Source organism: Variovorax sp. GW821-FHT09D07, from assembly GCF_059416345.1.
Window position 1 is genome coordinate 47,522 of the sequence record NZ_JBWKOY010000010.1, and the last position, 19,790, is coordinate 67,311.

Below are 19,790 nucleotides of genomic sequence, written 5' to 3' on the forward strand. Positions count from 1 at the left end.
CCCCACGCGGCCCGGCGATGAAAAGAACCCTTGCCCGCTGGCTCGACAGCGATGTCGGCTACAGCTTCCGAACCTCGCCGGTGGCGATTGCCGCCGCCGTCATTGCGCTGGTGTGCGTCTTCTGTTCGGTGTTCGCCGGATGGGTGTCGCCGCACAACCCCTTCGACCTCGCCACCCTCGAACTCGGCGATGCCCGCCTGCCGCCGGCCTGGAGCGCCGACGGCTCCACCAAATACATCCTCGGCACCGACGACCAGGGCCGCGACATTCTGTCGGCCGTGATCTACGGCGCCCGCATCTCGCTGATCGTCGGCGTGGTGTCGGTGGTGCTGTCGGTCGTGGTCGGCGTGGTGCTCGGCCTGCTGGCCGGCTTCTTCGGCGGCTGGCTCGACTCCTTCCTCATGCGCGTGTGCGACGTGATGCTGTCGTTCCCGCCCATCCTCGTCGCGCTGCTCATCGCCGGCGTCGGCCGCGCGCTCTTCCCGGGCGCGCACGAATCGCTGGCCTTCGGCGTGCTGATCATCTCGATCTCGCTCACGGGCTGGGTGCAGTACGCGCGCACCGTGCGCGGCTCCACGCTGGTGGAGCGCAACAAGGAGTACGTGCAGGCCGCGCGCGTCACCGGCGTGGCGCCGCTGCGCATCATGCTGCGCCACGTGCTGCCCAACGTGATGGGGCCGGTGATGGTGCTGGCCACCATCCAGGTCGCGACCGCGATCATCACCGAGGCCACGCTCTCGTTCCTGGGTGTCGGCGTGCCGCCGACCTCGCCCTCGCTGGGCACGCTCATCAGCATCGGCAACCAGTACCTGTTCTCGGGCGAATGGTGGATCACGGTGTTCCCGGGCCTGATGCTGGTGCTGATCGCACTCAGCGTGAACCTGCTCGGCGACTGGCTGCGCGACGCGCTCAATCCGCGCTTGCGCTGAACAGAAAAGGAGAACGCCTCATGACGCTGCTCCAGGTCAAAGACCTCGTCGTCGAATTTCCGAACCGCCGCGGCACGCTGCGCGCGCTCGACCGCATTTCCTTCGACATCGCGCCCGGTGAAATCCTCGGCGTGGTGGGCGAATCGGGTGCGGGCAAGTCGCTCACCGGCGCGGCCATCATCGGCCTGCTCGAGCCGCCGGGCCGCGTGGCCAGCGGCGAGATCCTGCTCGAAGGCCAGCGCATCGACAACCTCGGTTTCGATGCGATGCGGCCCATCCGCGGCCGCAAGATCGGCGCGATCTTTCAAGATCCGCTGACCTCGCTGAACCCGCTGTACACCGTGGGCCGCCAGCTCATCGAGACCATCCGCACCCACCTGCCGGTGACCGAGTCGGAAGCGCGCAAGCGCGCCATCGGCCTGCTGCAGGACACCGGCATTCCCGCCGCCGAACAGCGCATCGACCACTTCCCGCACCAGTTCTCGGGCGGCATGCGCCAGCGCGTGGTGATTGCCCTGGCGCTCGCGGCCGAGCCCAAGCTCATCGTGGCCGACGAGCCGACCACCGCGCTCGACGTGTCGATCCAGGCGCAGATCATCCAGCTGCTCAAGCAGGTCTGCAAGGAACGTGGCGCGGCAGTGATGCTCATCACGCACGACATGGGCGTGATCGCCGAGACCTGCGACCGCGTGGCCGTGATGTATGCGGGCCGCATCGCCGAGATCGGCCCGGTGCACGAGGTGATCCACCAGCCCGCGCATCCCTACACCTCGGGCCTGATGGCGTCGATCCCCGACATGACGAGCGACCGCGAACGGCTCAACCAGATCGACGGCGCCATGCCGCGGCTCAATGCCATCCCCACCGGCTGCGCCTACAACCCGCGCTGCCCGCGCACCTTCGCACGTTGCCTGACCGAACGGCCCGAGCTGATGCACGCGGGCGCCACGCGCGCCTCCTGCTGGCTGCACGATGCCGCCGACCCGCATGCGGGCCAGGCCGAGATCGCCGCGCAGCACCACGATGCCCTGGCGGCCGGCGAGCGCGCCACGCCCGAGGCGGCCGAACCCCTGGCGGAGGTGACCCGATGAGCGCCGTGATCGAACCCCGCAAGGACGCTGCGGCGACAAAGACCGGCGAGCCGCTTGTGGTCGCGCACGACCTCGCGCGCACCTTCGACGTGTCGCCGCCCTGGCTCAACCGCGTGCTCGAACGCAAGCCGCGCGTGCTGCTGCACGCGGTCGACGGCGTGAGCTTTTCCATCGAGCGTGGCAAGACGCTCGCGCTGGTCGGCGAATCGGGCTGCGGCAAGAGCACCGTGGCGCGCCTGCTGGTGGGCCTGTATGCGCCCACGCGCGGCGGCCTCCAGTTCGACGGGCAGGACGCGCATGCCGCGTTCAAGACGCCCGAAGGCCGTCAGCTGCGCCGCCGCATCCAGATGATCTTCCAGGACCCCTACGCGAGCCTCAACCCGCGCTGGATCGTCGAGGACATCATCGGCGAGCCGCTGCGCGAGCACGGCATCCTGAGCGACAAGGACGCATTGCGCCAGCGCGTGGGCGAGCTGCTGCAGTCGGTCGGTCTCTCGCCGCTGGACATGAGCAAGTACCCGCACCAGTTCTCGGGCGGCCAGCGCCAGCGCATCTCCATCGCGCGCGCGCTCGCCACGCAGCCCGAGTTCCTCGTGTGCGACGAGCCCACCTCGGCGCTCGACGTGAGCGTGCAGGCGCAGGTGCTCAACATCATGAAGGACCTGCAGCGCGAGCAGGGCCTGACGTACCTGTTCATCTCGCACAACCTTGCGGTGGTGCGCCACGTGGCCGATCAGGTCGGCGTGATGTACCTGGGCCGGCTGGTCGAGGTGGCCGACAAGCAGAAACTCTTCGCCGAGCCGCAGCATCCGTACACCCGCATGCTGCTCGACGCGATCCCGCAGATGAAGCACACCGGCCGTGCGCGCACGCCGGTGCAAGGCGAAGTGCCGAATCCGCTGAATCCGCCGACCGGTTGTGCCTTTCATCCGCGCTGCCCGCATGCGAATGCGCGCTGCTCGACGGAGCGGCCCCAGCTGCTGAGCCTGAAGGGCGTGCAGGTGGCCTGCCATGCGGTGGAGGAAGGCCGTGTGTGAGTGAAGGCGGCAGCCCGCAGGGCTGGCCGGCGGACTTTCCGTACCGGCCGCACCTGCGCTTCTGCTCGCTGGGCAACGAGAACGTGCGGGAGGTGATGGAGGGCTTTCGCCTCGCCTGCGAACGCCTCGGCTACACCACAAGCATTGCGCCGGGGCCGGGTGTCGACAACGAGGACATCAACCTCTTCTTTTTCGCGATGGGCCTGAGCCTGCCCTCGGACGACGAGCTGCCGCCGAACGCGATCGTCGTCAACTTCGAGCCGGCCCTGCCCGCGTTGCTCGCGGAGATGCCCGGCTACCAACGGCTGCTGCAGCGCGCCCACGTGTGGGAGTACAGCCTCGAGAACATGGTGCACCACCCGGCGCTGGGCATCCATCGGTCGGATTACGTGGGCCCGGGCTTCGAGCCGATGGCCACGCCGCTGCTGCCGGCGTCCGAAGTGCTGGACGACGCGCAGCAGGACATCGACGTCATCTTCTTCGGCGAGACGACGCCCCGGCGGCTGCAGGTGCTGGAAGCACTGACGGCCGCCGGACTGCGCGTGGCCTACCCCTTCGGCACCGCCTGGACGCCGTCGCAGCGCGACGCCTTGCTGCCGCGCGCCAAGGTCGGGCTGAACATGCGCAAGGCCGACCACTCCAGCACCGTGGAGCTGCCGCGCCTGTCGATCCTGCTGCGGCACCGCAAGGCCGTGGTGTCGGAGCTGTATCCGCATTCCGAGATTCCGCCCGTGCTGCGCGACACGGTCGAAGGGTGCACGAAGGACGAGCTGGTCGACCGCGTGCGCGCGCTGGTGGCCGATGCGCCGCGGCGGCGCGCGCTGGAAATCGCCGGGCCGCGGGCGTTGCAATCCTTGCCGCCCCAGCATGAGGTGCTGGCGGGGGCGATGCAGCGCTACCTTGCGGCGGCCCGGCAGCGATGGGTGGGGCAGCAGGCACGGAATACGGCTGAGCCTGCCTCGCAGGTGGCCGTCCTGATGGTGACGCGAGACGACGAAGCCGATGTCGCGGAGGCCCTCGCATCGATCGCCGAGCAAAGCCTCGCACCGCACCAGATCATCCTGGTGGACGACGGCTCCACCGATGCCACCGTCGACGTGGTTCGCGCGCGCATGGCCGCCGACCCGCGGCTGGCGGGGTTGCAGCTGTTGCAGGCGCCCGTCCCGATGGGCTGGGCAGCGGCTGCGCAGTGGGGGTTGATGCAGGCGCGCGGCGACACGCTGGCGCTGTGGGCACCGACCGTGCGCTGTGCGCCCGAGCGCCTGCAGGTGCAGTCCGCGTTCCTGCGCGCGTCGCCGGAGATCGGCGCGGTCGGTGCCTGGTACACCCGCGATGGCGACGCGGAACCGCCGACGCAGCGCCTGCCGGAGATGCACGACCAGATCCTGGCCGCGCTGTTGGCGCATCTGCCGCACGAACAACCCCTGTTGATGGGCGGCCTGATGCTGTCGCTGCCGCGCATCCAGCAACGCGGGCTGGGCTTCGATGCCACGCTCGGCCGGTTCGCATGGCTGGGCCTGTTGCTGGAACTGGTGCGCGGCGGTGCGCAGCTGGCCAACCTCGGCATGAGCCTGAGCCATCTGATGACCCGCCACGCCAAGGGACTCGCGGAAACCGATGTGACGGCGCTTACCCGTGTGCGAGAGCGTCTGCTGCCCCTGGTCTTCCCCGACGTGCCGTCCGCCGAGACGCAACGGCTGGCCCGGCTCTACGGCCAGCAATGGGCACCCGATGCCGACGATGCCACGGCACTGCTGCGCGACATGGCGAGCGCTAGCGAGCGGAAGGGTGACGTCCACGCGACCACCGTGCTGCGTGGTGAAAGCCTGCGCGTGCTGGCGGTGTATGCGGAGAACGGGCGACTGGCGCCGGGCTACCTCGACACGCTGATGCGCGAGCCCTTGCTGCGCGATTTCCTGGCGCCGCTGGGCGAGCGCCTGCGTGCATTCGTGCCGTGAACCATGGTGCTTGCGACGGGCGGTGTGCGTAAACGCACTTTCCAAGCCCTCACTCTGTTGCACAGTCTTAGGTTGGCCCCGAATCCACACCCCCCGACACGATGACCTCCACCCCGATGACCCGCCTGCTCGGCCGCCGCGGCTTTCTCATGGGCTCGGCGCTGGGCGCGACCGCCGCGCTCGCGTCGATGACCGAGATCGCACACGCGGCCGGCGCTCAACCTGCGCGCCGCATGCCCGTCATCTTCATCGGCCACGGGTCGCCGATGAACGCGCTGGCGGACAACGCCTTCACCCGCCGCCTCGCCGCCTGGGGCCGCGAATTGCCGCGCCCCACGGCGATCCTCAGCGTGTCGGCGCACTGGCTCAGCCAGGGCGCGACCGGGGTCACGGTGCAGACGCGGCCCAAGACGATCCACGACTTCGGCGGCTTTCCGCAGGCGCTGTTCGACATCGAGTACCCCGCGGCCGGCCATCCCGCACTGGCGCGCGAAACGATCGGCGCCGTCAAGCAGGCGCCCGTGATCGCCACCGAGCAGTGGGGGCTGGACCACGGCACCTGGACCGTGCTGAAGCACCTGTACCCGAAGGCCGACGTGCCGGTCTTCCAGCTCAGCATCGACTACGACAAGCCGGCGGCGTTCCACCATGCGGTGGGGCGCGACCTGGCGGCCTTGCGCGACCAGGGCGTGCTCGTGATGGGCAGCGGCAACGTGGTGCACAACCTGCGCGCCACCGACCGCGGCACGCCCGATGGGCTCAAGGCCAGCCGCCCGTGGGCGCAGTCGTTCGACGAGGCGGTGAAGGCCGCGCTGGCCGGCCGGGACGACCGCGCGCTCATTGGCTACGAGAAGCTCGAAGGGGCGTCGACCGCCGTGGCCACGCCGGACCACTACTTTCCCTTCCTGTATGCCCTGGGCGCTGCGGCGCCGGGCGAGCGTGCGAAGACGGTCTACGAAGGCTTCCAGTCGGGCACGCTCAGCATGCGCTGCCTCCAGTTCGGCTGAAGGCGCGGCGCATGCGGCGGCGGCCTTACTGCTCCTCGCCCCAGGCGAAGCCGTCGCGCGCGATCATGGCGCTCGAGGCGCTGGGGCCCCAGGTGCCGGCCGCATAAGGGCGCGGACCGCCGTCGGACTCCCAGGAGTCGATGAGCGGCTCGACCCAGCGCCAGGCTTCTTCCTGCTCGTCGCTGCGCACGAAGAGGTTGAGGCGGCCGTCGATCACGTCGAGCAGCAGGCGTTCGTAGGCGCCCACGCGCTCGGCGCCGAAGCGCTTGTCGAAGTCCAGGTCGAGTTGCACCGGCGCCAGTTGGGCGGCGCTGGCGTGGCCGTTGCCGCCGCGCTGGCGGTTGTCCTGCGCCTGCGCGAGCATGTGCAGCTCCAGGCCGTCCTTGGGCTGCAGGTTGATCACCAGCTTGTTCACGTTGCCCGCCGGCGCGCGGTAGATGGCGTGCGGCGTGGGTCGGAAGTTGACCTCGATGCGCGCGTCGCGCGAGGCCAGGCGCTTGCCGGTGCGGATGTAGAAGGGCACGCCGGCCCAGCGCCAGTTGGCGATTTCGGTGCGCAGCGCCACGAAGGTCTCGGTGCGGCTGTCGGGGTTCACGCCCGGCTCGTCGCGGTAGCCCTGCACCCGCTCGCCGTAGGCCGTGCCGGCCGTGTACTGGCCGCGCACCGCGTGCAGGCCCAGGCTCTCGGGCGTCCAGGGCTTGAGGGCGCGCAGCACCTTGAGCTTTTCGTCGCGGATGGCGTCGGCGTGCGCGTTGATGGGCGGCTCCATGGCCACGGCGCACAGCAGCTGCAGCGCGTGGTTCTGCACCATGTCGCGCAGCGCGCCGGTCTGGTCGTAGAAGGCGCCGCGCTTTTCCACGCCCAGGTCCTCGGCCATGGTGATCTGGATGTTGGCGATGTGCTCGCGGCGCCAGATGGGCTCGAACAGGGCATTGCCGAAGCGCATCGCGAACAGGTTCTGCACCGAAGGCTTGCCCAGGTAGTGGTCGATGCGAAAGACCTGCTTCTCCTCGAGCACCTTGCCCACCGCGGCGTTGATGGCGCGGTTGGAGGCCAGGTCGTGACCCAGCGGCTTTTCGAGCACGACGCGGGTGCGCGGGCCGTTGAGCCCGGCGGCGGCGATCTGCTCGACCACCTGCGTGAAGAGCGCGGGCGCCGTGGCCACGTACATCACGACCGTCTTGGCGTCGCGCTGCTTGAGCAGGTCGGCCAGGCTGGCGTAGTCGGCGGGCTTGGACAGGTCCATGCGCAGGTAGTGCAGCATGGACGCGAACTTCTTGAACTCCTCGGGGGAGGGGCGCTTGGCGCCTTCGACGGCGCTGAAGCGCGACTGGATCAGCTCGCGGTACTGGTCGTCCGACAGGTCGTCGCGCGCCACGCCGACGATGCGCCCGTCCTGCGGCAGGCTGCCGTGCCTGAAGGCCTGGAACAGCGCGGGCATCAGCTTGCGCCACGCAAGGTCGCCAGTACCGCCGAACAGAACGAGATCGAAGCTCATGAGAAAACTTTCCTTTGTCTGAATGCCGAGCAGGCAACGTGCCAGTCGCGATGGTACTTGTACCGATTCGGCACACCTGTACTAAAGCTACGCTGTCCCATGGCCGCGAGGCCTTTTTTTATTGCCGAGGCAGGGGAATACCAATGAAGAAGCTTTTCACGGCAGCTGCGCTGCTGGGTCTGTCGGCCGCCGCGTCGGCGCAGACCGTCAACGTCATCTGCTCGGTGCAGGCCGAGTGGTGCAACGTGATCTCCACCGTCTACGCCCGCACCACGGGCGTGCGCATCAACATGGCGCTCAAGGGCTCGGGCGAGGCGCTGGCCCAGCTCATCGCCGAGAAGGACAACCCCAAGACCGACGTCTGGTTCGGCGGCACGGGCGACCCGCACCTGCAGGCGGCCGAGCAGGGGCTCACGCTCGAGTACAAGTCGCCCACGCTCACGCAGCTGCATCCCTGGGCCCAGCAGCAGGCCAAGCAGTCGGGCTACAAGACCGTGGGCATCTACTCGGGCCCGCTGGGCTTCGGCTACAACCCCGAGCTGCTCGCCAAGAAGAAGCTGCCCGTGCCCAAGACCTGGGCCGACCTGCTCAAGCCCGAGTACAAGGGCGACATCCAGGTGGCCAACCCCGCATCGAGCGGCACGGCCTACACCATGATCGCCACGCTGGTGCAGCTCATGGGCGAGGACAAGGCCTTCGACTACCTCAAGGCGCTGCACAAGAACGTCGGCCAGTACACCCGCTCGGGCACCGGCCCGATCAAGGCGGTGGCGCGCGGCGAAACCGCGATCTCCATCAGCTTCGTGCACGACGGCCCGGGCGAGAAGATGCAGGGCTTCCCGGTCGAAACCATCACGCCCAGCGACGGCACCGGCGCCGAGATCGGCTCCATGAGCGTCATCAAGGGCGCGCGCAACCTCGATGCGGCCAAGAAGTTCTACGAATGGGCGCTCACGCCCGCCGCGCAGGAGCTGGGCGCCGCCAACAAGCAGTTCCAGCTGCCCAGCAACGCGAGCGCCAAGCTCGACCCGCGCATTCCTGATTTCAAGAAGATCAAGTTCATCAACTACGACTACGCCAAGTACGGCGCCAGCGCCGAGCGTCGCCGCCTGATCGCGCGCTGGGAAAAAGACGTCAACTCGCTGCCGCGCTAAGTGCAGGCGCGTTCCAACGAAGGCGCGCCGGCCAACCCGGCGTCCCTGGCCGCCGCCCGGCGCGCGCGGCGATGGATCTGGGCCTGGGTCGCGCTGGGCCTGGCGGCCTATCTCGTGCTGCCCTGGTATGCGATCCAGGATGCGACCTGGTACGAAGCCGTTCCGCAGGTCTTCGGGCAGGCCGAAGGCGCCAACGGCCTGATGCAGGCGGCCACGCAGGGGCGCAGCTGGCTCTTCATCGGGCTGGCCGGGCTGCTGCTGTGCGCTGTCGGCGCGGCCTTGCCGGCCGGCAAGGCGCAGGGGCGCTGGCTGCTGGCGGGTGGTGCGATCGGCGCCATCGGCCTGGCCGTGGCGGGCTTCACCATCGGCGCGCGGGGTTGGAGCGTCGCGGCGCTCAACACCCAGTTCGGCGAGTTGGCCGTCAACCAGTTCGGCATCGGCGCGGGCGGCTTCGTGGCGCTCACGGCGCTGGTGCTGCTGGCGGCCTTCGGCATGGCGCGGCTCGGCCTGTTCAAGGGCGACCTGTTCGTCTCTGCCTCGGTGGTCGGCTGCGGCGTGCTGATGGCGCTGTTCATCGCCTACCCGGTGAGCCGGGCGCTGTCGGGCGCCTTCTTCAACGAAGACGGGCAGTGGTCGATCACGGCCTTCGCGGCGCGCGTGTTCACCGAGCGCATCTGGGGCCTGGGTTGCCTGGCGGGCGGCGTGCGCTGCGGCGTGGCGTGGAACACGCTGGTGCTGGCGCTGCTCACCGCGGCCGGCACCACCTTCCTGGGCACGCTGATGGCGCTGATGGCCGAGCGCGGCAACCGGCGCGGGCAGGGCGCATTGCGCGTGCTGGCGCTGCTGCCGATCATCACGCCGCCGTTCGTGGTCGGCCTGGGCCTCATCTTGCTGTTCGGCCGTGCCGGCATCGTCAACCAGGTGCTCGAAAACGTGTTCGGCATCGAGCCCACGCGCTGGTTCTACGGCATGCCGGGCGTGCTGGTGGCGCAGCTGTTCGCCTTCACGCCCATCGCCTTCATGATCATGCGCGGCGTGGTGCAGGGCATCGCGCCCAGCCTGGAAGAAGCCGCGCAGATGCTGCGCGCCGACCGGCGCCGGGCCTTCTTCACCGTCACGCTGCCGCTGCTCAAGCCGGGGCTGGCCAACGCCTTCCTGGTCGGCTTCATCGAGAGCATTGCCGACTTCGGCAACCCGGTGGTGGTGGGCGGGCAGTTCTCGGTGCTGTCGACCGACATCTTCTTCGCCATCGTCGGCGCGCAGTACGACCAGGGCCGCGCCGCGTCGCTGGCCTGGGTGCTCACGCTGTTCGCGCTCGGCGTGTTCGCGCTGCAGCGCGGCCTGCTGGGCAAGCAGAACTACACGACCGTGAGCGGCAAGGGCGACGCCGGCATCGCGATGGCGCTGCCCGACGGCGTGCGCCGCACCATCCAGTGCATCGCGCTGCCGTGGATCGCCTTCACCGCCGTGGTCTACCTGTTCGCCTTCGCGGGTGGCTTCGTGCAGACCTGGGGACGCGACTACAGCTTCACGCTCAACCACTTCAAGAGCGCCTTCGCGCTGGAGTGGGGCCAGTTCGGGCTGGTGTGGGCCGGCACCGCGTGGAACTCGCTGATCACCACGCTGAAACTGGCCGGCATCTCGGCGCCGATCACCGCGGCGCTGGGCCTGCTGATCGCCTGGCTGCTGGCGCGCAACGAGTTCAAGGGGCAGGGTGCCTTCGAGTTCGGCGCGCTGCTGGCCTTTGCGATCCCGGGCACGGTGCTGGGCGTGAGCTACATCCTGGCCTTCAACGTGCCGCCGTTCGAGCTCACGGGCACCGGGCTCATCATCGTGCTGTGCTTCATGTTCCGCAATCTGCCGGTGGGCGTGCGGGCCGGCACGGCCGCCTTCAAGCAGCTCGACCGCTCGCTCGACGAGGCCTCGCTGATGCTGCGCGCGTCCACGTCGCAGACGCTGTTCAAGGTGGTGCTGCCGCTGCTCAAGCCGGCGCTGGTGGCCGCGCTGGTCTACAGCTTCGTGCGCGCCATGACGACGGTGAGCGCGGTGATCTTCCTGGTCACGGCCGAGAACGAACTGGCCACCACCTACATCATCGGCCGCGTCGGCAATGGCGACTACGGCATCGCGCTCGCCTACTGCACGGTGCTCATGGTGCTGATGTCGCTGGCCATTGCGCTGGTGCAGTTCGTGGTCGGAGAGCGCAAGTTGGGAAGACGCGGGGCCACGCCCAATCACCAAGGGCATCACAAAATGGAAAGCCTCTCCGTATGAACGGTATCGAATTCCGCAACGTCACCAAGCGCTACGGCACGGACAAGAACGGCCCGATGGCCGTCAAGGGCATCAGCTTCGAGGTGCCCGTGGGCACGCTCACCACCATCCTCGGCCCCTCGGGCTGCGGCAAGACGACCACGCTGCGCATGATCGCGGGGCTCGAATCGCCGACCTCGGGCTCGATCTTCATGGGCGGGCGCGACGTCACCACGCTCGGCCCGGGCGAGCGCAACGTGAGCATGATGTTCCAGAGCTACGCGCTGTTCCCGCACATGAACGTGATCGAGAACGTGGGCTACGGCCTGCGCATGAGCGGCGTGAAGAAGGACGAAGCCACGGCGCGCGCACGCGAGGCGCTCAGGGGCGTGGGCCTGGTCGGTTTCGACGAGCGCCTGCCCAGCGAGCTCTCGGGCGGCCAGCAGCAGCGCGTGGCCCTGGCACGCGCGCTGGTGCTCGAGCCGGCGGTGCTGCTGTTCGACGAGCCGCTGTCCAACCTCGACGCCCGCCTGCGGCGCGAGATGCGCGAAGAAATCCGCTCATTGCAGCAGCGCCTGAAGCTCACCGTGGCCTACGTGACGCACGACCAGAGCGAGGCCCTGGCCGTGAGCGACCAGATCATCGTCATGGACCACGGCGTGATCGCCCAGCGCGGCACGCCCGAGCAGCTGTACGGCCGCCCCGAGAGCGAGTTCGTCGCCGGCTTCATGGGCGAGGCGATGGTGTTCCCGGCCGTGGCACAGGCCGACGGCAGCGTCACGCTCGGCCCGCTGCGGCTGCAGCCGCGCTACGCGGTGGCGCCCGGCACGGTGAAGGTGGCGGTGCGGCCCGAGGCCTGGGACATCGGCGCGCTCGACGGCCTGCCCGCCACGCTGCGCAAGTCGGCGTACCTGGGCAGCTTCTACGAATACGGCTTCGACACCCCGCTGGGGCCGGTCTTCGTGGTCTCGACCGACCTGTCGCGCCCGCTGGCGGCCGGCACGCAGACCACCCTGTCGCTCGGAACCCATGGCGTGAGCGTGGTGCCCGGCGCATGAAACAATGGCGCCATGAACGTGGTTTTCGATCTTGGCGCCGTGCTGTTCGCCTGGGAGCCGGCACGGCTGGTCCAGGCCCATCTCCCCTCTCACGCCCCCACTGACGCCGCCGCCGCGGCCCTGGGCCGGGCCCTTTTCCATCACGACGACTGGACCGGCTTCGACTGCGGCACCCGCACGCTGGACGATGCCATCGCCCGCATGTCGGCGCGGCTGGCGCTGCCGGCCGAGTCGCTGCACGCCATGCTCGACGGCCTGGGGGAGCGACTGGCGCCGATCGACGTCACGGTCGCGATGCTCGAAGAGCTGCTCGTGCAGCGCGACGCCGGCGAGCCGCTGCGCCTGTACTACCTGTCGAACATGCCCGTGCCGTTCGCCCGCGCCCTCGAGCGCCGGCACGCCTTCATGCGGCGTTTCGACGGCGGCGTGTTCTCGGGCGACGTGAAGTTCCTCAAGCCCGAGCGCGAGATCTACGAGCTGCTGGCCATGCGCCACGGCCTCGACCCCGAGCAGACCGTGTTCATCGACGACTCGGCCGCCAACGTCGAGATGGCCCGCGCCTTCGGCTGGCACGCCATCCATTGCACCGAGCCCGACAAGCTGCCGGCGCAACTGCAGCGCTACCTGCCGGTGAGCACCACCTTGTCGGTGTCGAACCCCAGGCTGCGGGCGTAGTCCAGCTCGGCCTGCAGCGCGTCGTCCTCCAGGCGCGGCGCGCGCGACAGCACCCAAAGGTACTCACGGTCGGGCGTGCCGACCAGCGCCACCTGGTAGTCGCGATCGAGCTTCAATATCCAGTAGTCGCCCCACACCAGCGGCAGCCAGCCCATCCAGGCGGGGGCGAAGCGCACCTGCAGCCGCCCCGCGCCGGGCAGGCCGGCCACGGGCACCACGCGTGCGCTGCCGATCGCCTCGTCGAAGTTGCCGTCCTCCCGCACGCAGCGGTTGCGCACCTGCAAGGTGCCGTCGGGCTGCGGCGTGTATTCGGCGCTCACCGGACCGGCGCACTGTTTCTGGAACCGGTTGGGCAGCCGCGCCTGTTCGTGCCAGACGCCGGCGTAGCGGTGCAGGTCGACCGGCGCCACCACCTGCAGCGGCGCACGCATCAGCGGGGCGCCGTCGGCCGGACCGGCAGGCCGGGCACGGGCCGTGCGTGCGGCGCCCAGTGCGTACCAGGTGGCCACGCCGCCCACGACGAAGGCGGTGGCCATGGTGCCGATCGCGTGGCTGGTGCGGCGGTCGTCGAAGGCGCGGCCGGCGGCGGTCGCGGGGCGTGGGGGGCGAGGGGTCATGAGGGCTCCTGGGGAAAGTCGTTCTCGGCGTGGATGCCGCTTCAGGTTCAGGGTGCCCCCGGCCGCGGCCGGCTGCCGTCAGCCGGGGACCACAGCCCCTGTAGGGCAGGGCGGCCGACAACCCTTCGCGCTGCAGGCCGATGGAGCTTCGCGAAAACCCGTGCTACGGTTCGCATGAAAACATCGACCGCCGCGCAACTGCGTGCAGGACTTGTCACACCCCTCCCCGGATAATTGATTTCATGAACCAACTCGATGCACTCCGCCAGTGGACCACCGTGGTTGCCGACACCGGCGACTTCAAGCAGCTCAGCATTTCCAAGCCGCAGGACGCGACCACCAACCCGTCGCTGATCCTCAAGGCCGTGCAGAAGGCCGAGTACCGGCCGCTGCTCGATGAAGCCGTGAAGGCCCATGCCGGCAAGCCGCTCGACGAGGTCATCGACCGCCTGCTGGTGCGCTTCGGCACCGAAATCCTCTCCATCATCCCGGGCCGCGTGTCCACCGAAGTCGACGCACGCCTGTCGTTCGACACCGCCGCCACCGTGGCCCGCGGCGAGCGCATCGTGGCGCTGTACAAGGCCGAAGGCATCGACACCGAGAAGCGCCTGCTGATCAAGGTCGCCTCCACCTGGGAAGGCATCGAGGCCGCGCGCCTGCTCGAGCAGAAGGGCATCCGCACCAACCTCACGCTGCTGTTCTCGTTCGCGCAGGCCGTGGCCTGCGGCGCGGCCGGCGTGCAGCTCATCTCGCCCTTCGTGGGCCGCATCTACGACTGGTACAAGAAGTCGGCCGGCGCGAAGTGGGACGAAGCCGCCAGCGCGGGCGCCAACGACCCGGGCGTGAAGTCGGTGCGCGAAATCTTCAACTACTACAAGCAGCAGGGCATCAAGACCGAGGTCATGGGCGCGAGCTTCCGCAACGTGGGGCAGATCCAGGCGCTCGCTGGCTGCGACCTGCTGACCATCAGCCCCGAGCTGCTGGCCGAGCTGGCCGCGAGCAACGAGCCGCTCACGCACGCGCTCGACGCCAAGGCTGCCGCGAGCGGCAACGCAGAGAAGGTGGGCTACGACGAGGCGGGCTTCCGCTTCGCGCTCAACGAAGACGCCATGGCCACCGAGAAGCTCGCCGAAGGCATCCGCGCCTTCGCGGCCGACGCCGTGAAGCTCGAAAAGCTCATGCAGGAAAGCGGCAAGTAAACATGACCATGACCCTGCGCTGTGACCGCGCGCCGGCCTGGGCGCAACTGCAGTCCAGCTTCGACACGGCCGGTCGCCAGTTCGACCTTCGCCATGCCTTCGTGGAGGACGCCGGGCGCTTCGCGCGCTTCAGCCAGGAGGCGCCGCACGTTTTCGCCGACCTGTCGAAGAACCTCATCGACGCGCGCACCGAGGCGCTGCTGTTCACGCTGGCGCGCGAATGCGGCCTCGAAGCCCACCGCGACGCCATGTTCGCGGGCGCGCACATCAACAACACCGAAGACCGCGCCGTGCTGCACACGCTGCTGCGCGCGCCGGCCGATGCGGCCACCGGCCGCCAGACAGCCCACGAATTGCGCGAGGTGCACGCCACGCTCGACGCCATGCTGGCCTACGCCGAGAAGGTGCGCAGCGACCACACGATCACCGACGTGGTCAACATCGGCATCGGCGGCTCCGACCTCGGCCCGCAGATGGCCGTGCTGGCCCTCGCGGAGTTCGTGGCGCCAGGCAAGCGCTTTCACTTCGTCTCGAACGTCGACGGCCACGAACTGGCGGGCGTGCTCAAGGGCCTGGCGCCCGAGCACACGCTGTTCCTGGTCGCCTCCAAGACCTTCACCACGGCCGAGACGATGACCAACGCGCTCTCGGCCAAGCGCTGGTACGAACAGTCGGGTGGCACCGACATCGCCGGCCACTTCGCCGCGCTCACCACCAACGTCGAGGCCGCGAAGCAGTTCGGCATCGACACCACCTTCGGCTTCTGGGACTGGGTGGGCGGCCGCTACTCGCTGTGGTCGGCCATCGGCCTGCCGATCGCGCTGGCCATCGGTGCCGACGGCTTTCGCCGGTTGCTGGCGGGCGCGCACGCGATGGACGAGCACTTCCGCACCGCGCCGCTCGAGCAGAATCTGCCCGTGCGCCTGGGCCTGCTCGACGTCTGGTACCGCAACTTCCACCGCTTCACGAGCCGCAGCATCGCGCCGTACCACAGCGCCCTGAAGCGCGTGCCGGCCTACCTGCAGCAGCTCGAGATGGAGAGCAACGGCAAGCAGGTCGACGCGAGCGGCGCGCCGCTGGCCTTCGGCACCTCGCCCGTGCTCTGGGGCGAGCCCGGCACCAACGGGCAGCACGCCTACTTCCAGATGCTGCACCAGGGCACCGACGTGATCCCGCTCGAGTTCATGGCGGTGCGCGACGCCTCGCACGACCTCGACGGCCACCACCCCAAGCTGCTGGCCAACGCGCTCGCGCAGGCGCAGGCGCTGATGGTCGGCAAGCTCGACGAGGGCGGCCACAAGAACTTCCCGGGCAACCGGCCGAGCACCTTCTTCGTGTTCGAGAAGCTCACGCCCGAAGCGCTGGGCGCCTTCCTCGCGATGTACGAGCACCGCGTGTTCACCAGCGGCGCGCTGTGGGGCATCAACAGCTTCGACCAGTGGGGCGTCGAGCTCGGCAAGGTGCTGGCGCGCGACATCGAACCGCGCCTGGCCTCGGGCGATGTCTCGGGGCTCGATGCCTCGACGGCCGGCCTGCTGCAGCGGCTGAGCACCTGACGGCGCACGTCACTGCAAGCCTCGCAAGCCTTGGCCAAAGGCTCTATCCACTAGGCCTTTAGGCCATTGGTTTGCAGGGTGGTGGCCGGTTTGGCCGAGTTTGTCGTTGCACAGTGCGCCGATATGATGGCCCCGGGGAAATTTCCCTGGGATTCATCAAGAGGAGCGAGTCAATGGACTTTCAAACAGCGGTCAAGACGTGCATCGCCAAGTACACCGATTTCACGGGTCGTGCGTCGCGTTCCGAGTTCTGGTGGTTTTTTCTGGCCCAGTTCGGCGTGCTCGTCGTGACGGGCCTGATCCATGAGTACGTGTACTTCATTGCAGCGCTGGCCCTGCTTCTGCCCGCCCTCGCGGTGGGCGTGCGCCGCCTGCACGACATCGGCAAGAGCGGCTGGTTTTTGTTGCTGTCGATCATCCCGCTGATCAATCTCGTGCTGATCTATTTCTTCGTTCAGCCGACGCAGCCTGAGAGCAACGCTTACGGCGAACCGCCGAGCGCCTGAGCTATTTCCTTCAAAGGGCCGCACACGCGGCCTTTTTTTTGGGGGCGCCAGGCGGCTCAGGCCACTGCCGCCTCGACGGATGCAGGTGCAGCAGGCGCGCCGCTTGCCATGCGCACGCACAGGTCGAAGGCCTGTTGCAGCCCTTCGATCTGCGCCATGCCCTTGCCGGCAATATCGAAGGCGCTGCCGCTGGCCGAGGTGGCCACGGGCACGGGCAGGCCGCCATGCAAGGTCACGCCCTGCTCGAAGCCCATGAGCTTCATCGCGATCTGGCCCTGGTCGTGGTACATCGACACCACCGCGTCCACGTCGCCGCGCCGTGCGCCGATGAACACGGTGTCGGGCGAGAACGGGCCGCGCGCGTCGTGGCCTTCGGCGCGCAGCTGTTCGATGGCGGGCGCGATGATCTCGATCTCTTCCATGCCGATCGAGCCGCCGTCGCCCGCGTGCGGATTGAGGCCGGTCACGGCGATGCGCGGGTGTGCCACGCCGGCGCGGCGCAGTGCCGACGCGATGATCTTCACGGCGTCGCGCACGCCCTCCACCGTGATGTGCCGCGCCACGTCCTTGAGCGGAATGTGCGAGGTCACGCGCGAGGTCCACAGCGATCCGGTGAGGTTGAACTCGCAGACGAAGCCGGTGACCGCGAAGCGCTCCTGCATGTAGCGCAGCTCGTCCTCGTGCACGAGGCCGCCCAGGCGCAGCGAATGCTTGTTGAGCGGCGCGAAGAGGATCGCGTCGGCCTGGCCGTTTCGCACGGCCTGCGTGGCCAGCTCCAGCGCTTCGAACGAGGTCCGGCCCGAGCGCTCGTTCGATTCGCCGAGCACCGGTTCCTCGCCCGCCATCCAGTCGCGCGCGAGGAGGCTCGGCCGGCCGTCTTCGAAGCGCAGATCGTCCAGGGCGTTCACCTGCAGCGGCGCCAGCTTCGTGCCCGCCACGCGCTCGCCCGCGGCCAGCACGACGGGGTCGGCGATCAGCAGCACGCGCGCGGCGTCGAGGTTGCGCTGGCGCGCGAGCAGCTTCACGGCCATCTCGGGGCCGACGCCGCTGGGGTCGCCCAGCAGCACGGCGATGCGGGGTTTGGCGGAGGTCACGCGCGGAGTTGTCGATGGGGTAGACATGGTCGGCAATGGATGTGGGGAAAAGAGAAGGAAGGGACGGCCTCACTCGGCCTTGATGCGCGCGTCGCGCACGAGCCGGCCGTAGTGGTCGAACTCCTGCCGGTTCATCGCCGCGAAGGGTTCGCCGGTCAGCGTGCCGGGCTCGCCGCCCAGGGCCTTGATGCGCGACTGCACGTCCGCCAGGCCCATCGTGCGCGTGAGTTCGGCGCTCAGCCGTTCGACCACCGGGCGCGGCGTGCCGGCCGTCACGTACAGGCCGTACCAGGTCGATACGTCGGCGCCCTTGACGCCTTGCTCAGCCAGCGTGGGCACGTCGGGCAGCTCGGGCGAGCGCTGCGGCGCGCTCACGGCCAGCGCGCGGAACTTGCCGGCGCGGATCTGGCCCATGGCCGAGGAGGTGCTGTCGAACATCATCTCGACCTCGCCCGAGATGATGTCGATGTGCGCCTGCGAGCTGCCCTTGTAGGGCACGTGGATCGAGGTCATGCCCGTGGCCAGGTTGAAGGCTTCGCCGCCCACGTGCTGCGTGCTGCCGATGCCCGACGACGCGTACTTGAAGCCGCCGGGCTTCGCGGCCATCGCGGCCAGCAGGTCTTTCACCGACTTGTAGGGCGAGCTGGCCGACACCACCAGCACGTTGGGCATCACGGCCACGAGGCCGATGGGTTGCAGGTCTTTCAGCGGGTCGTACTTGAGCTTGAGGATGTGCGGCGCCACGGCCTGCGCCGTGTTGGTGGCCAGCAGCAGCGTGGCGCCGTCGGCCGGTGCGCGGGCCGTGAGTTCGCCGGCGATGGTGTTCGATGCGCCGGGGCGGTTCTCCACCGTCACGGGCTGCTTGAGCACGGGCGCGAACTTGTCGGCCAGCACGCGCGCGAGGATGTCGGTGCCGCCGCCGGGCGAGGCGCCGACCAGGATGCGCAGCGGCTTGTCGGGGTAGGCCGGCTGCGCACCCGCGTTCAGGCAGGCGGCCAGCGCCAGCAGCGCCGCCAGGCCGGCACCGCGGGCCAGGGGAAAGAGGGTCATCGCGTCGTCTCCTGCGTGTTGTGGGCCCGAGCCTACGGAGCTTCGGTCGCGCGATCCAATCGAAAAAGGCCGAAGCTCCATATACTTTTGTGCATGAAACCCGGCCTCACCGACGCCTCGCTGATGCTGCATGTGAGGCCGCGCCAGCTGCTCCTGCTGGCCCGGCTTGATGCGCACCGCCACCTCGGCCGTGCGGCCGAGGCCATGAACATCAGCCAGCCCGCGGCCACCAAGCTGCTGCAGCAGCTGGAGGAGTCGCTGGGCGAACAGCTCTTCGAGCGCCTGGCGCGCGGCATGGCGCCGACGCCCTACGGCGAGATCCTGATCCGCTACGCCCACCGCGTGCTCAGCGACTTCGGCACCGCGCGCGAGGAAATGCTCGCGCTGCGTTCCGGCCTGAGCGGTGCGCTGCGCGTGGGCAGCGTGCCGGGCGCGGTGCCCGAGCTGCTGGCACCGGCGCTGGTCGCCTACCACCTGCGCCATCCGCAGGTGGCCGTGTCGGTGGTGGTCGAGACCAGCGACCTGATGCAGGCGCAGCTGGAGCAGGGTGACGTCGACCTCGTGCTGGGCCGCCTCACCGACGGCCACGACGAGGCCAAGTACGCGAGCGTGCCGCTGCTGGGCGAGTCGCAGGTGGTCGTGGTGCGCGCTGCACACCCGGTGTTCGAGCGCACGGCCACGGTCACGCTGGCCGAGATGGCGAACTGGTCGTGGGTGCTGCAGCCGCCGGGCTCGCCGCAGCGCGGGCGCTTCGAGGCGGCGATGCGCGAGGCGGGCATCCAGGCGCGGCTGGACATCATCGAAACGGCATCGCCCATCGCCATCACGGCACTGCTGGAGAACTCCGACATGGCCGCCGTCATGCCGGCTTCCCAGGCCAGCCACTACGCCCGGCTGGGCGTGCTGCGCACCGTGCCGGTGGAGCTGCCGGTGCGCGTGCCGCCGATCTGCCTGATCACCCGCGAGGACCGCGCGCTGTCGCCGGCGGCGGCGCAGTTCCGGCGCCAGCTGCTGGGCGGCGGCGGGCACGCATGAGAACTTCAGACAGACAGTTTTCCATCCTGAATTGCATCAACTAGGGATTTCACTAGCCAACTGGTGCAAGAGA

The 19,790-nt window shown here is 69.2% G+C and carries 17 protein-coding genes; 13 read left to right on the top strand and 4 right to left on the bottom strand.

Annotation, left to right across the window (positions count from 1 at the left end):
- Positions 1-17: 17 nt before the first annotated feature.
- The 5 genes from AC07OX_RS27090 (at position 18) to ygiD (ending at position 6,022) form a co-directional block, all read left to right on the top strand.
- Positions 18-929 (top strand): ABC transporter permease, encoded by a 912-nt coding sequence (locus AC07OX_RS27090; protein ID WP_447741303.1) that lies wholly within the window; start codon positions 18-20, stop codon positions 927-929.
- 20 nt (positions 930-949) lie between these two features.
- Entirely contained in the window at positions 950-2,020 is a 1,071-nt protein-coding gene (locus tag AC07OX_RS27095) for an ABC transporter ATP-binding protein (protein ID WP_495262656.1), read from the top strand.
- The gene (locus AC07OX_RS27100) at positions 2,017-3,057 is read left to right on the top strand and encodes an ABC transporter ATP-binding protein (protein ID WP_492734037.1); all 1,041 of its coding nucleotides are present in this window, start codon (positions 2,017-2,019) and stop codon (positions 3,055-3,057) included. The genes AC07OX_RS27095 and AC07OX_RS27100 overlap by 4 nt, the downstream gene beginning before the upstream one ends.
- Positions 3,054-5,015, top strand: a complete 1,962-nt coding sequence (locus AC07OX_RS27105) for a glycosyltransferase family 2 protein (protein ID WP_495262655.1) — start codon at positions 3,054-3,056, stop codon at positions 5,013-5,015. The genes AC07OX_RS27100 and AC07OX_RS27105 overlap by 4 nt, the downstream gene beginning before the upstream one ends.
- Before the next feature lie 101 nt (positions 5,016-5,116).
- Positions 5,117-6,022: a 4,5-DOPA-extradiol-dioxygenase gene (gene ygiD, locus AC07OX_RS27110; protein ID WP_495262654.1), complete on the top strand. Its 906-nt coding sequence runs from the start codon at positions 5,117-5,119 to the stop codon at positions 6,020-6,022.
- Positions 6,023-6,047: 25 nt separating this feature from the next.
- Here ygiD and zwf read toward each other — a convergent pair whose 3' ends face one another.
- Positions 6,048-7,520 (bottom strand): glucose-6-phosphate dehydrogenase, encoded by a 1,473-nt coding sequence (zwf, locus tag AC07OX_RS27115; RefSeq protein ID WP_062472648.1) that lies wholly within the window; start codon positions 7,518-7,520, stop codon positions 6,048-6,050.
- A gap of 143 nt (positions 7,521-7,663) precedes the next feature.
- Here zwf and AC07OX_RS27120 point away from each other — a divergent pair, with 143 nt between their 5' ends.
- Genes AC07OX_RS27120 through AC07OX_RS27135 form a run of 4 tightly spaced genes read left to right on the top strand, consistent with a single transcriptional unit; the run spans position 7,664 to position 12,660 of the window.
- Positions 7,664-8,674 carry an ABC transporter substrate-binding protein gene (locus AC07OX_RS27120; RefSeq protein WP_062472650.1) on the top strand — a complete coding sequence of 337 codons (1,011 nt, stop codon included), beginning with the start codon at positions 7,664-7,666 and terminating at the stop codon, positions 8,672-8,674.
- Positions 8,675-10,948, top strand: coding sequence for an ABC transporter permease (locus AC07OX_RS27125; RefSeq protein ID WP_495262653.1), 2,274 nt, complete (start codon positions 8,675-8,677; stop codon positions 10,946-10,948).
- Complete coding sequence (locus AC07OX_RS27130; RefSeq protein WP_095743724.1) at positions 10,945-11,985, top strand: ABC transporter ATP-binding protein; 1,041 nt, start codon at positions 10,945-10,947, stop codon at positions 11,983-11,985. Before AC07OX_RS27125 ends, AC07OX_RS27130 begins: the two co-directional genes overlap by 4 nt.
- A 12-nt stretch (positions 11,986-11,997) precedes the next feature.
- Positions 11,998-12,660, top strand: a complete 663-nt coding sequence (locus AC07OX_RS27135) for an HAD family hydrolase (protein WP_447741313.1) — start codon at positions 11,998-12,000, stop codon at positions 12,658-12,660.
- Here the strand turns inward: AC07OX_RS27135 and AC07OX_RS27140 are convergent.
- Positions 12,606-13,277 carry a lipocalin family protein gene (locus AC07OX_RS27140; RefSeq protein WP_492742375.1) on the bottom strand — a complete coding sequence of 224 codons (672 nt, stop codon included), beginning with the start codon at positions 13,275-13,277 and terminating at the stop codon, positions 12,606-12,608. The two genes, AC07OX_RS27135 and AC07OX_RS27140, sit on opposite strands and share 55 nt — an antisense overlap.
- Before the next feature lie 242 nt (positions 13,278-13,519).
- Between AC07OX_RS27140 and tal the strand changes: the two genes are divergently transcribed.
- The 3 genes from tal to AC07OX_RS27155 all read left to right on the top strand — a co-directional run bounded on the left by tal (position 13,520) and on the right by AC07OX_RS27155 (position 16,538).
- Entirely contained in the window at positions 13,520-14,476 is a 957-nt protein-coding gene (gene tal, locus AC07OX_RS27145) for a transaldolase (protein ID WP_495262652.1), read from the top strand.
- A gap of 2 nt (positions 14,477-14,478) precedes the next feature.
- Positions 14,479-16,032 carry a glucose-6-phosphate isomerase gene (gene pgi / locus AC07OX_RS27150; RefSeq protein ID WP_139700956.1) on the top strand — a complete coding sequence of 518 codons (1,554 nt, stop codon included), beginning with the start codon at positions 14,479-14,481 and terminating at the stop codon, positions 16,030-16,032.
- Between the two features lie 173 nt (positions 16,033-16,205).
- Positions 16,206-16,538, top strand: coding sequence for a DUF805 domain-containing protein (locus tag AC07OX_RS27155; RefSeq protein WP_354345485.1), 333 nt, complete (start codon positions 16,206-16,208; stop codon positions 16,536-16,538).
- A 56-nt stretch (positions 16,539-16,594) separates the two neighbouring features.
- On the opposite strand, the gene AC07OX_RS27160 is transcribed toward AC07OX_RS27155, so the two are convergent.
- Entirely contained in the window at positions 16,595-17,659 is a 1,065-nt protein-coding gene (locus tag AC07OX_RS27160) for a 4-hydroxythreonine-4-phosphate dehydrogenase PdxA (RefSeq protein WP_495262651.1), read from the bottom strand.
- Between the two features lie 42 nt (positions 17,660-17,701).
- Complete coding sequence (locus AC07OX_RS27165; RefSeq protein WP_495262650.1) at positions 17,702-18,682, bottom strand: Bug family tripartite tricarboxylate transporter substrate binding protein; 981 nt, start codon at positions 18,680-18,682, stop codon at positions 17,702-17,704.
- 93 nt (positions 18,683-18,775) lie between these two features.
- Here AC07OX_RS27165 and AC07OX_RS27170 point away from each other — a divergent pair, with 93 nt between their 5' ends.
- The gene (locus tag AC07OX_RS27170; protein ID WP_495262649.1) at positions 18,776-19,717 is read left to right on the top strand and encodes a LysR family transcriptional regulator; all 942 of its coding nucleotides are present in this window, start codon (positions 18,776-18,778) and stop codon (positions 19,715-19,717) included.
- The last annotated feature ends 73 nt before the right edge of the window (positions 19,718-19,790 follow it).